Consider the following 16,242-nt stretch of genomic DNA (forward strand, 5'->3'; position numbering starts at 1 on the left):
ACTGTTACCTAGTTTTGAGAGAACAATCTCTTGTCTGGTGGCGATAGCGAAGAGGTCACACCCGTTCCCATACCGAACACGGAAGTTAAGCTCTTTAGCGCCAATGGTAGTTGGGACTTTGTCCCTGTGAGAGTAGGACGTTGCCAGGCCAATAAAAAGACTAGTCATTCAATGACTAGTCTTTTTTTGTTTCTAAAAATTACAGCGTGAATTTAACTTTTAAATTATGTTACACTATAGTGGATTCATTTAATTTTTTATTATAAAAGTTCTTTTTGACGTTGTAAGAAACTTCTTTCAAACTGGAGGCTGCATTTTGGGTAAGAAATCAAAAAAAGTACTATACGAATTACAGGAAAATGAAACAATCGCAAGTTGTTTAGATCGGATGAAAAAAGATGGGTATATGCCCGTTCGACGCATGGAAAAGCCTATCTTTGAAGAAAAAGAAATAAATGGTAAAAAAGAGTATGTTCCGGTAAAGCAACAGATTGTTTTCGAAGGGAAAAGTCTCTAAATACGAACATTTTAATGATAAAAATAGTAAACATTCGATTTTTGGGTTGACTTTTTTCTGGTTTGGCTGTTATTATTAAGTTGTCAATTGAGATATCCGAAACCTCATATAATAGTGGGAATATGGCCCACGAGTTTCTACCCGATGACCGTAAATCATTGGACTATGAGGAGAGTACAATTACTAAATAGGTAAACATGATTCCTTTTCAAAAGGAATGTTGATACATGAAACCTAGGGTAGTTGTGGCTTTCCTTTAGTGAGCCATAACGTACCCTAGGTTTTTTTATAACGTGAAAAAGGAGCTTTTATTCATGAATGTAAAAGTTGCTGTTGTAATGGGCAGTCAGTCAGACTGGAGCACTATGAAATATGCGTGTGACATTTTAGATGAATTAAATATTGAATATGAAAAGAAAGTTGTATCAGCACATCGAACGCCGGATTATATGTTTGAGTACGCTGAAACTGCTAAAGAACGAGGGATTAAAGTTATTATTGCTGGCGCTGGTGGCGCTGCTCACTTACCTGGTATGATTGCTGCAAAAACAATTTTACCTGTAATAGGTGTACCGGTTAAATCAAGTAACTTAAACGGTTTAGATTCACTTTTATCGATTGTTCAAATGCCGGGCGGCGTACCGGTAGCTACAGTAGCTATTGGAAAAGCTGGTTCTACGAACGCTGGCCTGCTAGCAGCACAAATCTTAGCAACACAGGATCCAACGTTAAGTGATCAACTTGAAAATCGTAGAGAGTCTATTAAATCATCCGTGTTAGAAAGTAGTGATCAACTTGTCTAATTTACTTATACCTCCTGGTAAAACAATTGGAATCGTAGGCGGTGGACAGCTTGGAAGAATGATTGCACTATCTGCTAAAGAAATGGGTTATTACATTGCAGTGCTTGAACCAACAGAAGATTCTCCTTGCGGTCAAGTAGCAGATATTAAAGTCATTGGCAACTATGATGATAGAAAAGCGGTTGAACAGCTTGCTGAAGTGTCAGATGTCATCACCTATGAATTTGAAAACGTTGATGTTGAGATGATGAAATGGCTAGAAACAAAATGCTACGTGCCACAAGGCAGTCATTTACTAGCCGTTACACAAAATCGTCGTTTAGAAAAAGAAATGATTACAAAGCTTAATCTAGACGTTCCTGATTACGCAATCGTTACGACTGAAGAAGAACTTTTAAAAGCTGTCGAAACAATTGGTTATCCATGTGTCGTAAAAACTTGCCGAGGCGGATATGACGGTAAAGGGCAAGTTCTAGTGAAAAATGAGAATAATATTCGTGAAGCAGCTGAGCTATTAGCACAGTCGGAATGCATTGTAGAACAGTGGATGAACTTAGATAAAGAAGTATCAGTTATTGTACACCGCAATGCAAAAGGCGAAACGGTATGTTTACCAGTAGCTGAGAACATTCATAAGCATCATATTTTGCACCAAACGATTGTTCCGGCACGTATTACAGCAGATCAAGAAGCGAAAGCTCTTCAATATGCGCAAGAAATAGCAAAAGGATTAGATTTAGTTGGTACATTAGCAGTTGAGATGTTCCTAACTGAAGAAGGTCAGCTTTATATAAATGAAATGGCACCTAGACCTCATAATTCAGGTCATTATTCAATCAATGCTTGTGATCTTTCTCAATTTCAGCAGCATGTAAGAGCCATTTGTAACTGGACCCTAGCACAGCCGACTTTATTAAAACCTGCTGTTATGGTTAACCTATTAGGGGAACATATTGAGAACACAATGGCAAAAATCGAATGTTTAGATGATATGCACTTGCATTTGTACGGAAAAAAAGTTGCAAAAGAGAAGAGAAAAATGGGACATATCACGGTATTAGCTGATAAGATAGATGAGGCGATAGAAAAAGCCGAATCTCTAGGAATTTGGGAAAGAACGGAGGAAGTAACAACATGATTGAACGTTATACAAGACCAGAAATGGCAGCTATTTGGACAGAAGAAAATAAATTTAAAGCTTGGTTAGAAGTTGAAATTCTAGCTTGCGAAGCATGGTCAGAATTAGGACATATTCCGAAAGAAGATGTGAAGTTAATTCGTCAAAATGCATCTTTTGATATTAACCGCATCAATGAAATTGAATTAGAAACGCGTCATGACGTAGTAGCTTTCACTCGTGCAGTATCTGAAACGCTTGGTGAAGAGCGCAAGTGGGTACACTACGGTTTGACTTCAACTGACGTAGTTGATACAGCTCTATCTTATTTATTAAAGCAAGCTAATGAAATCTTGCTAAGTGACGTAGAGCGCTTTGTAGAAGTACTAAAGGAAAAAGCTCAAGAACATAAGTATACGGTTATGATGGGACGTACGCACGGTGTACACGCTGAGCCAACGACATTTGGTTTGAAAATGGGATTATGGTACGAAGAAATGAAGCGTAACCTAGAGCGTTTAAAACGTGCTGCAGCTGAAGTGGAATTCGGTAAAATGTCAGGAGCAGTTGGAACGTTCGCTAACATCGATCCTTTCGTTGAAAAATACGTATGTGAGAAGTTAGGAATTTCACCAGCACCAATCTCTACGCAAACATTACAGCGTGACCGTCATGCACACTATATGTCAGTACTAGCGTTAATTGCGACATCTATTGAGAAATTTGCAGTAGAAGTTCGCGGTCTTCAAAAGAGTGAAACACGTGAGGTTGAAGAGTACTTTGCAAAAGGTCAAAAAGGATCATCTGCAATGCCTCATAAACGTAATCCAATCGGTTCTGAGAACGTAACGGGACTTGCTCGCTTAATTCGTGGCTATATGGTTACAGCTTATGATAATGTACCGCTTTGGCATGAGCGTGACATCTCTCATTCATCAGCAGAGCGTGTCATCTTACCTGATGCAACGATTGCTTTAAATTACATGTTAAATCGTTTTGCAAACATTGTTAAAAACTTAACAGTATTCCCTGACAATATGAAGCGCAACATGGATCGTACACTAGGATTAATTTACTCACAGCGTGTACTGTTAACACTAATCAATAAAGGCATGGTACGCGAAGAAGCATACGACTTAGTACAGCCAAAAGCAATGGAAGCATGGGAAACGCAAGTTCCTTTCCGTTCTTTAATTGAAGGCGAAGAGCGCATTACTCGCCACTTATCACCAGAAGAGATTGAAGATTGCTTCGATCATAAGCACCATTTAAAAAATGTAGATATGATCTTTGAACGTTTAGGTCTTTAATAAAAAAGGCAAGGCACGTCCTTGCCTTTATCTAAGAAAGTGTATCTGAATATTCTGTATGTAGAGGTGACAGCATGGAAAAGCAAGAGTTACTTTATGAAGGAAAAGCGAAAAAAATTTACGCTACTGATGAGCAAGATGTATTGTGGGTTGCTTATAAAAATGAAGCTACAGCATTCAACGGTCAGAAAAAAGCGGAGATTAGCGGAAAAGCACAGTTGAACAATCAAATTAGTAGTTTACTATTTTCAATGTTACATGAGCAAGGGATTACAACTCACTTTGTGAAGCAGCTTTCAGATCATGAACAAGCGGTTAAGAAAGTAGAAATTGTCCCGCTTGAAGTTGTTGTACGAAATGCTACAGCAGGAAGCCTTGCGAAGCGAATTGGCGTAGAAGAAGGTATTCGTTTTGAACAGCCAATCGTTGAACTTTATTACAAAGACGATGCGCTTGGTGATCCATTAATTCTTGCAGAACATGCGATTTTCCTTAAGGCTGCAACTCAAGAAGAGATTGATAGTTTAAAGGCACAAGCACTTCAAATCAACGAAATATTATCGAAATTTTTCAAAGATAAAGATATTTTCTTAGTAGATTTTAAATTAGAATTCGGCCGTACTTCTCAAGGCGACATTATTTTAGCGGATGAAATTTCACCTGACACTTGCCGCTTCTGGGATGTTCATACGAACGAAAAATTAGATAAAGATGTATTCCGCAGAGATTTAGGCGGTTTAACAGAAGCATACGAAAAAATCTTACAGCGAATCGGAGGATAACCCAACCATGTATAAAGTAAAAGTATTTGTCACATTAAGAGAAAGTGTATTAGACCCTCAAGGAGTAGCCGTTAAAAATTCATTGCACCGTATGTCTTATGAAGAAGTAGAAGAAGTACGCATCGGTAAATTTTTAGAGCTAACAATCGACAGCACAGATTCATTAGATGAACGCGTAAAAGAAATGTGTGAAAAGCTTTTAGTTAATACAGTAATTGAAGACTACCGTTACGAGGTTGAGGAGGTTGTCGTACAGTGAAATTTGCTGTAATTGTTTTTCCAGGATCAAACTGTGACGTCGATATGTATCATGCTATCAAAGATGAGCTTGGTGAAGAAGTAGATTACGTTTGGCACGATACAGAATCATTAGATCAATATGATGGTATCTTGCTTCCAGGTGGTTTCTCATATGGAGATTACCTTCGTTCAGGTGCTATCGCTCGTTTCTCAAATGTAATGGACGCTGTAAAAAAAGCAGCAAGCCAAGGAAAGCCAGTACTAGGTGTATGTAATGGATTCCAAATTTTATTAGAAGCAGGATTACTGCCAGGTGCTATGCGCCGTAATGAAAACTTAAAATTCATCTGTAAAACAGTGAATTTGAAAGTAGCTAATAACGAAACAATGTTTACAAATGCTTATGGCAAAGATGAAGTAATTGCTATTCCAGTGGCACACGGTGAAGGCAACTACTATTGTGATGAACACACGTTACAAAAATTGATTGAAAACAACCAGATTCTTTTCCAATACGCAGGTGATAATCCAAACGGAAGTCTTCAAGATATTGCAGGGATTACGAACGAAACAGGCAACGTATTAGGAATGATGCCTCACCCAGAAAGAGCGGTAAGCGATCTTTTAGGAAGCGCGGACGGACTTAAATTATTTCAATCAATCGTAAAGCAGTGGAGGGAACAAAATGTCGTTACTTCTTGAACCAAATGTAGAGCAAATTAAAGAACAAAAGTTATATCGAGACATGGGATTAACAGACGAAGAGTTTGCGAATGTAGAGCAGCTGCTTGGTCGTACTCCTAATTATACAGAAACAGGCTTATTCTCTGTTATGTGGTCAGAGCACTGCAGTTATAAAAACTCTAAGCCTGTACTGAAAAAATTCCCTATCACGGGTGAAAAAGTATTACAAGGTCCTGGTGAAGGAGCTGGTATCGTTGATATTGGTGACAACCAAGCCGTTGTATTTAAAATCGAAAGTCATAACCATCCATCAGCGATTGAACCTTATCAAGGAGCAGCAACTGGTGTAGGTGGTATCATTCGTGACGTCTTTTCAATGGGAGCAAGACCGATTGCACTTTTAAACTCTTTGCGTTTTGGTGAATTAACATCTCCAAAGGTTCGTCATTTGTTTGAGGAAGTAGTAGCGGGAATCGCAGGTTATGGTAACTGTGTAGGAATCCCAACAGTAGGCGGAGAAATTCAGTTTGAAGCTTCATATGAAGGAAATCCGCTTGTTAACGCTATGTGTGTGGGTTTAATTAATCACGAAGACATTCAAAAAGGTCAAGCTAAAGGCGTTGGCAACACGGTTATGTACGTAGGAGCAAAAACAGGTCGCGACGGCATCCACGGCGCAACATTTGCTTCTGAAGAACTATCTGATCAGTCAGATGAAAAACGTCCTGCTGTACAAGTAGGAGATCCATTTATGGAAAAACTTCTTCTTGAAGCTTGCTTAGAACTTATCAAGTGTGACGCTTTAGTCGGTATTCAAGATATGGGTGCTGCGGGCTTAACAAGTTCTTCAGCAGAGATGGCAAGTAAAGCGGGTTCTGGTATTGAAATGAACCTTGATCTTGTACCTCAGCGTGAAACAGGTATGACACCATATGAAATGATGCTTTCAGAATCTCAAGAGCGCATGCTTATCGTTGTTGAAAAAGGCCGTGAAAATGAAATCGTAGAAATCGTAGAAAAATATGGATTAGAAGCTGTTTCAGTTGGTCACGTAACCGACGATAAGCGCCTTCGTTTAACTCACAACGGAGAAGTAGTAGCAGATGTTCCTGTAGATGCATTAGCAGAAGATGCACCGGTATACCACAAGCCATCTCAAGAACCAGCATACTATCGTGAGTTCCAAGAGCAGTCAGCATATGCTCCTACTGTTGAAAATCACAGTGATATGTTAGTAACACTTTTAAAACAGCCTACTATTGCAAACAAAGAGTGGGTTTACAACCAATATGACTATCAAGTACGTACAAACACAGTTGTATCTCCTGGATCTGATGCGGCGGTTGTTCGTGTACGTGATACAAATAAAGCATTAGCGATGACAACAGACTGCAACTCTCGCTATTTATACCTAGACCCAGAAGTAGGCGGCCGTATTGCAGTAGCAGAAGCTGCTCGTAACCTTGTATGTTCAGGTGCCCAGCCTCTTGCAATTACAGACTGCTTAAACTTCGGTAACCCTGAAAAACCAGAAATCTTCTGGCAAATTGAAAAAGCAACAGACGGTATGAGTGACGCTTGCCGTGAGCTATCGACTCCGGTTATCGGCGGTAACGTATCTCTTTACAATGAAACAAAAGGTGAAGCAATTTACCCAACTCCTGTTATCGGAATGGTTGGTTTGATCGACGATCTCAACCATATTACAACTCAATATGCGAAGCAAAAAGATGACTTAATCTATGTGATTGGTAAAGCTGAAGCAGAATTCGCAGGTACTGAGCTTCAAAAAGTACTAGAAAACGGTACGGTATTTGGGCATTCACCTAAATTAGATTTAGCAGTTGAAAAAACACGTCAAGATCAGCTTCTTCAAGCAATTCGTGAAGGCGCAGTTCAATCTGCTCACGATATTGCAGAAGGAGGATTCGCGGTAGCCCTAGCTGAAAAAGTGATGAACGGCAGCGGATTAGGTGTGGACGTAACGGTAGACGGCGAAGCAACAGCAGAGCTATTCAGTGAAACACAATCGCGTTTTATCGTAACGGTTTCTCCAGAGAATAAAGAAAAATTCGAAATGCTTGTACAAGATGTAACATTAGTAGGACGCGTAACAGAAGACGCAACATTAACTGTTAAACATCAAGAAAATGTTCTTGTTCAATTATCAGTTGAAGAATTAACTACTGCTTGGAAAGGAGCGCTTCCATGCTTGCTGAAATCAAAGGCTTAAACGAAGAATGTGGCGTATTCGGTGTATGGGGACATGAAAATGCAAGCCAGATTGCTTATTACGGTTTGCATAGCTTGCAGCACCGCGGACAAGAAGGCGCTGGTATTGCTGTAACAGACGGAGAAAAAGTGACAGTAATGAAAGGTGTCGGTCTTGTTAACGAAGTATTTGGCCACGGAGAGTTAGAGCAACTAAACGGTAAAGCAGCAATTGGACACGTTCGTTATGCAACAGCTGGAGGCGGAGGGTTTGAAAATGTTCAACCCCTTCACTTCCGCTCTCATAGCGGAAGCCTTGCGTTAGCTCATAATGGAAACTTGGTTAATGCAAATGCATTAAAGCATCAGCTGGAAAACCAAGGGAGTATTTTTCAATCAACATCGGATACAGAAGTACTTGCTCATTTAATTAAACGAAGCGGCTATGAAGATATGAAAGATAAAGTAAAAAATGCTTTATCAATGGTTAAAGGCGCATACGCATTCGTTATCTTAACAGAAGATACGATGATGGTTGCACTTGACCCTCACGGATTGCGTCCGTTATCAATTGGACGATTAGGTGATGCTTATGTAGTAGCTTCTGAAACATGTGCGTTCGATATCGTTGGAGCAGTTCATGAGCGTGATGTAGAGCCGGGTGAATTACTCATTATTAACGATGAAGGTATTCAATCAGAACGTTTCACATTAAATGTAAACCGTGCAATTTGCAGTATGGAATATATTTATTTCTCAAGACCAGATAGCAATATTGATGGAATCAATGTTCACTCTGCTCGTAAAAACCTTGGGAAACAACTTGCAGTTGAGTCACCGATTGAGGCAGACGTTGTAACAGGCGTTCCCGATTCAAGTATTTCAGCGGCGATCGGTTTTGCAGAACAGTCAGGAATTCCATACGAATTAGGTTTAATTAAGAATCGATACGTAGGCCGTACATTCATTCAGCCTTCACAAGAATTGCGTGAACAAGGTGTAAAAATGAAGCTGTCTCCTGTACGTAAAATTGTAGAGGGTAAACGTGTTGTCATGGTAGATGATTCTATCGTTCGCGGCACAACAAGCCGTCGCATTGTTCGTATGCTTCGAGAAGCAGGAGCAACTGAAGTACATGTACGCATCAGTTCACCCCCTATCAAAAATCCATGTTTTTATGGAATTGACACGTCGTCATCCTCTGAGCTAATTGCTGCTACACGCTCTGTTGAAGAAATTCGTGAATTGATTGAAGCTGATTCACTTGTTTTCTTAAGCAACGAAGGGTTAGTAGATGCAATCGGCAGACAGTATGAAGGCAACGGCGGACAGTGCATGGCATGTTTCACTGGAAAGTATCCAACTGAAATTTATCCAGATACTGTACACCCTCATGAAAAGGTAACTTGTTAGTTTTAACGTAAAAAAGGAGTGACAACATGTCATATTCATATAAACAAGCTGGAGTTGACTTAGAAGCAGGATATGAAGCTGTTTCACGTATTAAAAAGCACGTAGAACGCACTGCTCGTGCAGGTATTATGGGAACAGTCGGCGGCTTTGGCGGAATGTTCGATTTATCTACATTGAATTTAAAAGAGCCTGTTCTTGTTTCTGGTACAGATGGAGTAGGAACAAAATTGAAACTTGCTTTTCAAATGGATAAGCATGACACAATCGGTGTGGATGCAGTGGCCATGTGTGTAAACGACGTTTTAGCACAAGGAGCAGAGCCACTTTACTTCTTAGATTATATTGCTTGCGGGAAAGCAGTTCCTGAAAAAATTGAATCGATTGTAAAAGGAATTGCAGACGGCTGTGAACAATCTAACTGTGCGTTAATTGGCGGAGAAACAGCTGAAATGCCAGGTTTATACGAAGAAGATGAATATGATCTTGCAGGGTTTACAGTAGGAGCAGTAGAAAAGTCAGAAATTATTACTGGAGATGAGATTAAAGCTGGACAGCTGTTGATCGGTATTTCATCTAGCGGTATTCACAGCAACGGCTACTCTCTTGTACGTAAAATCGTTGATGATCAAGGATTAAATCTTCAAGAAACTTACGCTGGTTTTAACGAAAAGCTTGGAGTTGAGTTATTAACGCCAACAAAAATATACGTGAAGCCGGTCCTAAAAGCATTACATGCAGCTAAGATTGCAGGTATGGCTCATATTACTGGAGGCGGGTTTGTTGAAAATATACCTCGTATGCTTCCTGAAGGTTTAGGTGTAGAAATCGATTACGGTTCTTGGCCAATTCCATACGTGTTTGATTTCCTTGAAGAGCAAGGCAAGCTAGACCGTAAAGAAATGTTCGAAGTATTCAACATGGGAATCGGATTTGTTTTAGCTGTTGAACCTGAAGATATGAATAAAGTCATTGAAGCAATTGAAAACGAAGGCGAAAAAGCATTTGTTATCGGACGTGTAAAAGAAGGAACAGGTGTTGAATTTGCTGGAGGGACGTTTGCATGATAAATATTGCAGTGTTTGCTTCTGGAAACGGCAGTAACTTTCAATCCATCTACGAAGCAACTCAGTCAGGTCGATTAAAAGCAAATATTGCGCTTGTTGTTTGCAATAAACCCGATGCATACGTAATTGAACGAGCAAAAGCATGTGGAATACCATGCTTTGTTTGTTCGCCTAAAAACTATGAAAATAAAGAAGCGTATGAAGCAGCAATTCTTGCAGAGCTTACATCAGCTAAAGTAGAATTTCTTGTTTTAGCAGGATATATGCGATTAGTTGGTTCGACGTTGCTTAAGCCATACAAAAATCGTATTGTTAATATTCATCCGTCGCTTTTACCTGCATTTCCTGGGATTGATGCTATTGGTCAAGCTTTTGATGCAGGAGTAAAAGTGATTGGAATTACCGTGCATTTTGTAGATGAAGGAATGGATACAGGACCAATTATTGATCAGCAGGCTATTCGCATTGAAAAAGGCGATACAAGAGAAAGCGTTGAGGCCCGCATTCATGAAATTGAACATCAATTTTATCCCGCGGTACTAAATGAATTATTTGAACAAGCCGCAGTTAAATAAATAGGATGTAACCTTGTCAAAAAAGTTTTAATCCTTTACTATGGTAGAGTAGTAGTGAAAGAAAGATTTTAAATGAGAGATCGGATCAGGAGGAGTTTACAAAATGACAGCAAAACGCGCACTTATTAGCGTATCTGATAAAGAAGGTATTGTTTCATTTGCACAAGAATTAAAGGACTTAGGAGTAGAAATTATTTCAACTGGCGGTACAAAACGTACGCTAGAAGAAAACGGCATTGACGTTATCGGAATTTCTGAAGTAACTGATTTTCCAGAAATTTTAGACGGTCGTTTAAAAACATTGCATCCTAACGTTCACGGTGCTTTATTAGCGTTACGCGATAATGAAGAGCATCAAGCACAAATGAAAGAGCATAATATCTCGCCAATCGACTTTGTAGTTGTAAACTTATATCCATTTAAAAAGACAATTGAAAAAGAGGATGTAACGCTTGCTGAAGCGATTGAGAATATTGACATCGGTGGACCTACAATGCTTCGTTCAGCTGCGAAAAACTATCGTTCTGTCTCAGTTGTAGTAGATCCAAGCGATTACGCAACCGTAGTAGAAGAGTTAAAAGCTGATGGCAATGTTTCATTTGAAACTAATCAACGATTAGCAGCAAAAGTATTCCGTCACACGGCAGCTTATGATGCATTAATCGCTGAATACTTAACAAACATTACAGGTGAAACAACTCCTGAGAAATTAACAGTAACGTATGAGCGTGTTCAAGGCTTACGATACGGAGAAAATCCGCACCAACAAGCTTCTTTCTATAAAAAGCCGTTAACACAAAAAGGTTCTATTGCAACAGCTACGCAGCTCCATGGAAAAGAGTTATCATACAATAATATCAACGATGCAAATGCAGCTCTTCAAATCGTAAAAGAATTCAAAGAGCCGGCTATCGTAGCGATCAAACATATGAATCCTTGCGGTGTAGGTGTGGGTGAAACAATTGCTCAAGCTTATCAAAAAGCATACGAAGCAGATCCTACATCTATCTTTGGCGGTATCGTAGCAGCTAACCGTCCTATCGACCGTGAAACGGCTATTCAGTTAAAAGAAATTTTCTTAGAAATCATCATTGCTCCTGCGTTCGATCAAGAAGCATTAGATGTATTAACAGCTAAGAAAAACCTTCGTTTACTAACGATCGAACTTGATGAAAAGGCAGAAAAAGAAGCTTTCTTAACATCTGTAAAAGGCGGCGTGCTTGTTCAGGATGAAGATGTATTCGGATTTGATGATGCAACGATTACTGTTCCAACGAAACGTGAGCCAACAGAAAAAGAGTGGGCAGATTTAAAATTAGCATGGAAAGTTGTTAAAAATGTTAAGTCTAATGCTATTGTACTTGCAAAAGATGACATGACAATTGGCGTAGGAGCGGGTCAAATGAATCGCGTAGGCGCTGCAAAAATTGCGATTGAACAAGCTGGTGAAAAAGCACAAGGTTCAGCTTTAGGTTCAGATGCGTTCTTCCCAATGGGGGATACAGTAGAAGCAGCAGCTAAAGCAGGAATCACAGCTATTATTCAGCCAGGCGGATCAATTCGTGATGAAGAGTCAATTGCAAAAGCAGATGAATACGGCATTGCAATGGTATTTACAGGCGTAAGACATTTTAAACATTAATGAGGTGAAGAACGTGAATGTTTTAGTTATTGGAAAAGGCGGAAGAGAGCATACAATTGCATGGAAAGCTTCAAAAAGTCCACTTGTTAACGAAGTGTTTGTAGCACCAGGAAATCCGGGCATGAGAGATGTGGCAACGATTGTACCAATCGATGAAAGCAACCAAGAAGAGCTTGTGCTATTTGCAAAAGAAAACAAGATTGGATTAACAATTGTTGGACCAGAAAATCCGCTAATTGAAGGCATTGTTGATCGATTTGAACAAGAAGGTCTTCCAGTCTTTGGACCGCGCAAACAAGCAGCGATGATTGAAGGAAGCAAAAGCTTTGCAAAAGAGCTCATGAAAAAGTATGATATTCCAACCGCAGCGTATGAAACATTTACGTCTTGCGAGGAAGCAAAAGCATATGTGGAAAAGCAAGGCGCTCCAATTGTTATTAAAGCAGACGGCTTAGCGGCTGGTAAAGGTGTAACTGTTGCTTTAACAGTGGAAGAAGCTGTAGATACATTACGTGATTTTCTAGTTGACCAAAAATTTAAAGAAGCAAGTGCAAAAGTAGTTGTAGAAGAATTTTTGGATGGTGAAGAATTTTCATTAATGGCATTTGTACGCGGTACAAATGTATATCCAATGGTAATTGCACAAGATCATAAGCGTGCTTTTGACGGCGATCAAGGTCCGAACACAGGAGGCATGGGAGCTTACTCTCCTGTTCCGCAAATCAGTGATGCAGAAGTACAAGAGGCTGTAGAAAACATCTTACTTCCAATGGCTAAAGGATTAGCTGAAGAAGGCTGTGAGTATACAGGAATTCTATATGCTGGTCTGATTCAAACACAAAAAGGACCAAAAGTTATTGAATTTAATGCGCGTTTTGGAGATCCTGAAACACAGGTCGTACTGCCGCGTATGAAAAGCGATTTAGTCGACGTGCTTCTTCGCATTTTGAAAGAAGAAAAAGTAGAAATTGAATGGGATGATGAAGCGGCTATCGGAATCGTATTAGCAGCAGCAGGCTACCCAGAAGATTATCAAAAGGGTGCGCCAATTAACGGTTTGGATGCGATTAGTGAAGACGCGCTTGTTTTCCACGCTGGTACAGCTTTAGAAAACGACACATACGTTTCAAACGGCGGCCGTGTTCTATTAGTAGGTGCTAAAGGAGCAACTCTTCAAGAAGCGCAGCAAGAAGTATACAAGCAAATGGCTCATATCGATGTAGAAAAAGGCTTTTTCTATCGCAAAGACATCGGTCATCGTGCATTAACAAAAGCAGCTTTAAAATAAAAAAGGAGAGCCTAGGCTCTCCTTTTTACCTTATGAAGGATTATACGTTTCTTCATTTCCATTTGGATGGTGTTCATGTTCATCATGTTTTTGACATGAATCATATGCGTACGTAAGGGGGCAAAAACGCGTGATGCCTTCTGCAACTTTTAAAGCTCCCATTAACCCTAAGAAGATGTATGAATCTTTGTACGGTCTGCGAGATAAACGAGATGTTGTCCAAGAAAGAAGGGTAAAGCCCAGTGTAAGTCGAATTAATGCGTTAACAATACCGATATTTGGTTTCATGTTTTATCACCTTTATTCATAAAATTAATAACAGTTTCTGAATGCGTTTACATCACGGATGTGTTACGATAAAAATACATAGTAAATTAGGGGGAATTTAGCATGCCGGAACAAAGATACCGCTGGAAAAGCAAACATATTAGACAGCAGCTCTTAGTATTAAACGGTCAAAAAGCACCAACTATTGTCTTAAAAGATGCAACATATTTGAACTCTCGAATGAAGCAGTGGAAAAAAGCACATATTTGGGTTTACCAAGATCGTATTGTATACGTTGGCTCAGAGATGCCTAAGCACACAGACGCTTCTACAGAGATTATAGACTGCAGTGATAAATATGTGGTTCCTGGGTATATTGAGCCGCATGTTCACCCGTTTCAGTTATATAATCCCCAGACTTTTTCCCAATATGCAGCCAAGCATGGAACAACGACTTTATTTAATGATAATTTAATTCTCGCTTTACAGCTTGAACAAAAAACGGCATTTTCATTGATTGAAGAAATGAAAACGTTACCACAATCGCTGTACTGGTGGTGCAGATTTGATTCCCAGACGGAAATTGATGAAGAGGCTGACATCTTCTCACACACGAACATTACTTCTTGGCTACAAAATGAAGCTGTCTTACAAGGAGGCGAACTGACAAGTTGGCCGAAGCTTTTAGACGGAGATGATTTAATGCTTCACTGGGTTCAAGAGACAAAAAGGATGAGAAAGCACATTGAAGGACATTTCCCGGGGGCATCAGCATTTACCTTGGCAAAAATGAAATTGCTCGGAGCAGACAGCGATCATGAGTCTATGACGGGGGAAGATGTTGTTGCTCGGTTAACACAAGGTTATGACGTTGCTTTACGCCACTCTTCAATTCGGCCGGATTTGCCAAAATTGCTTCAGGAGTTAAAAGAGCTGCAGGTAGATTATTTTGACCATATTACGATGAATACAGACGGTTCTCCGCCTTCTTTTTACCAAAATGGCGTGTCAGATATGTTAATTACATTAGCTATTTCAGAAGGGGTTCCCCTGTTAGATGCTTATAATATGGTGTCTGTAAATATTGCTCGCTATTATAACATGGAACATTTGCACGGGCATGTAGCAACAGGCTGTGTGGCTAATATTAATATTTTAGAAGATCCTATGCGGCCTACTCCAGTCTCTGTGCTAGCAAAAGGAAAGTGGATGAAAAAAGAAGGCAAAGAACAAGCATTAGCCTCAGCAGAATTTCCTTGGGAAAAGTTTGGTTTTTCCCCGTTAAAGTTGGACTTTGATTTAACGATGGACGATTTTCAATTTTCAATGCCAGTAGGCGTAAAAATGAAAAATGCTGTTATTATGGAGCCGTATTCAATTCACTTGAATGTGAGCGGAGATGTATTAGCCTCTGATCATGATGAAAGTTTTTTAGTGCTGGTGGACCGAGAAGGCAAGTGGCGGATCAATACCCTGTTAAAAGGATTTGCGACAAATGTATCGGGACTGGCGAGTTCATTTTCAAATACCGGTGATTTTATTTTAATTGGAAAATCGAAAAAAGATATGATGTGTGCATTTAAACGTATGAAAGAAATTGGAGGGGGTATTGTCATTACCGAAGATGAGAAAGTAGTATACGAACTGGATCTTCCGTTAAAAGGAGTCATGTCGAATCTGCCGATGGAGGAATTAAGTAAACGAGAGGTAGAACTCAAGAAAGTGCTGTGTGAGCGAGGATACAAACACGATGATCCTGTCTATTCACTGCTGTTCTTTTCGTCTACACATTTGCCTTATATTCGTATCACGCCAGTAGGAATTTATGATGTTATGAATAAAAAAGTACTTTTTCCGTCTATAATGCGTTAAAATATAAAAGTATCAAAGGAATTTGAAATTTGTATGAAATTGGCTGTCTTCATACAGAATGAATGTATGTGCAAACAAATATAGAAACTGTATTTTATAGATAGAAACAACCAGTAAAGAAAGCCAATGATAAAGGAGTTCGATACGATGCAAATCAACAAACTACGAGGAAAAGAATTAGATCAGCTATTTCAAGCGATTTTATCATTAGAAAACATTGAAGAATGCTATCAATTTTTTGATGACCTATGTACAGTTAATGAAATTCAATCATTAGCACAGCGCTTAGAAGTGGCAAGAATGCTGAGAGAAGGCAACACGTACCATAAAATTGAGACGGAAACTGGAGCAAGCACAGCGACTATTTCCCGTGTTAAACGCTGCTTGAATTATGGAAGCGATGCGTATCAAATGGTGTTAGAACGCCTTCAAGAAGATTCAAATCAAAAGTAAAGCG

The 16,242-nt window shown here is 39.5% G+C and carries 16 protein-coding genes, 1 rRNA gene and 1 riboswitch; of the genes, 16 read left to right on the top strand and 1 reads right to left on the bottom strand.

Annotated elements, in window-relative coordinates; all coding sequences use genetic code 11:
• Positions 1-33: 33 nt before the first annotated feature.
• The 14 genes from rrf to purD all read left to right on the top strand — a co-directional run bounded on the left by rrf (position 34) and on the right by purD (position 13,646).
• Positions 34-149: ribosomal RNA gene (gene rrf / locus AC1D0Y_RS22075) — 5S ribosomal RNA — on the top strand.
• A gap of 167 nt (positions 150-316) precedes the next feature.
• A complete protein-coding gene (locus tag AC1D0Y_RS22080; protein WP_014461942.1) occupies positions 317-517 on the top strand; it encodes an NETI motif-containing protein in 201 nt (66 codons plus the stop codon).
• A gap of 84 nt (positions 518-601) precedes the next feature.
• Positions 602-703, top strand: a riboswitch (purine riboswitch).
• Between the two features lie 128 nt (positions 704-831).
• A complete protein-coding gene (gene purE / locus AC1D0Y_RS22085) occupies positions 832-1,320 on the top strand; it encodes a 5-(carboxyamino)imidazole ribonucleotide mutase (protein WP_013055034.1) in 489 nt (162 codons plus the stop codon).
• Entirely contained in the window at positions 1,313-2,458 is a 1,146-nt protein-coding gene (gene purK, locus AC1D0Y_RS22090) for a 5-(carboxyamino)imidazole ribonucleotide synthase (protein WP_013081438.1), read from the top strand. Before purE ends, purK begins: the two co-directional genes overlap by 8 nt.
• Entirely contained in the window at positions 2,455-3,747 is a 1,293-nt protein-coding gene (gene purB, locus AC1D0Y_RS22095; RefSeq protein ID WP_013055036.1) for an adenylosuccinate lyase, read from the top strand. The genes purK and purB overlap by 4 nt, the downstream gene beginning before the upstream one ends.
• A 74-nt stretch (positions 3,748-3,821) precedes the next feature.
• The gene (purC, locus tag AC1D0Y_RS22100; RefSeq protein ID WP_013055037.1) at positions 3,822-4,529 is read left to right on the top strand and encodes a phosphoribosylaminoimidazolesuccinocarboxamide synthase; all 708 of its coding nucleotides are present in this window, start codon (positions 3,822-3,824) and stop codon (positions 4,527-4,529) included.
• Positions 4,530-4,536: 7 nt separating this feature from the next.
• Complete coding sequence (gene purS / locus AC1D0Y_RS22105) at positions 4,537-4,788, top strand: phosphoribosylformylglycinamidine synthase subunit PurS (RefSeq protein WP_013055038.1); 252 nt, start codon at positions 4,537-4,539, stop codon at positions 4,786-4,788.
• A complete protein-coding gene (purQ, locus tag AC1D0Y_RS22110) occupies positions 4,785-5,471 on the top strand; it encodes a phosphoribosylformylglycinamidine synthase subunit PurQ (RefSeq protein ID WP_013055039.1) in 687 nt (228 codons plus the stop codon). Before purS ends, purQ begins: the two co-directional genes overlap by 4 nt.
• Entirely contained in the window at positions 5,455-7,686 is a 2,232-nt protein-coding gene (purL, locus tag AC1D0Y_RS22115) for a phosphoribosylformylglycinamidine synthase subunit PurL (RefSeq protein ID WP_028410200.1), read from the top strand. Before purQ ends, purL begins: the two co-directional genes overlap by 17 nt.
• Positions 7,662-9,077: an amidophosphoribosyltransferase gene (purF, locus tag AC1D0Y_RS22120; RefSeq protein ID WP_013055041.1), complete on the top strand. Its 1,416-nt coding sequence runs from the start codon at positions 7,662-7,664 to the stop codon at positions 9,075-9,077. The genes purL and purF overlap by 25 nt, the downstream gene beginning before the upstream one ends.
• A gap of 26 nt (positions 9,078-9,103) precedes the next feature.
• Positions 9,104-10,141: a phosphoribosylformylglycinamidine cyclo-ligase gene (gene purM, locus AC1D0Y_RS22125; protein WP_013081441.1), complete on the top strand. Its 1,038-nt coding sequence runs from the start codon at positions 9,104-9,106 to the stop codon at positions 10,139-10,141.
• A complete protein-coding gene (gene purN, locus AC1D0Y_RS22130; RefSeq protein WP_060746074.1) occupies positions 10,138-10,716 on the top strand; it encodes a phosphoribosylglycinamide formyltransferase in 579 nt (192 codons plus the stop codon). The genes purM and purN overlap by 4 nt, the downstream gene beginning before the upstream one ends.
• A 103-nt stretch (positions 10,717-10,819) precedes the next feature.
• Positions 10,820-12,358 carry a bifunctional phosphoribosylaminoimidazolecarboxamide formyltransferase/IMP cyclohydrolase gene (gene purH, locus AC1D0Y_RS22135; RefSeq protein WP_013081443.1) on the top strand — a complete coding sequence of 513 codons (1,539 nt, stop codon included), beginning with the start codon at positions 10,820-10,822 and terminating at the stop codon, positions 12,356-12,358.
• Between the two features lie 13 nt (positions 12,359-12,371).
• Entirely contained in the window at positions 12,372-13,646 is a 1,275-nt protein-coding gene (purD, locus tag AC1D0Y_RS22140; RefSeq protein WP_477707926.1) for a phosphoribosylamine--glycine ligase, read from the top strand.
• Positions 13,647-13,676: 30 nt separating this feature from the next.
• Here purD and AC1D0Y_RS22145 read toward each other — a convergent pair whose 3' ends face one another.
• On the bottom strand, positions 13,677-13,934 hold the full coding sequence (locus AC1D0Y_RS22145; RefSeq protein WP_016762773.1) for a YgaP family membrane protein: 258 nt from the start codon (positions 13,932-13,934) through the stop codon (positions 13,677-13,679).
• 102 nt (positions 13,935-14,036) lie between these two features.
• Here AC1D0Y_RS22145 and AC1D0Y_RS22150 point away from each other — a divergent pair, with 102 nt between their 5' ends.
• Entirely contained in the window at positions 14,037-15,785 is a 1,749-nt protein-coding gene (locus AC1D0Y_RS22150) for an adenine deaminase C-terminal domain-containing protein (protein WP_060746076.1), read from the top strand.
• Between the two features lie 147 nt (positions 15,786-15,932).
• The gene (locus AC1D0Y_RS22155; RefSeq protein ID WP_013055048.1) at positions 15,933-16,238 is read left to right on the top strand and encodes a YerC/YecD family TrpR-related protein; all 306 of its coding nucleotides are present in this window, start codon (positions 15,933-15,935) and stop codon (positions 16,236-16,238) included.
• Positions 16,239-16,242 lie beyond the last annotated feature (4 nt).

Source organism: Priestia sp. P1_B12_1, from assembly GCF_056406695.1.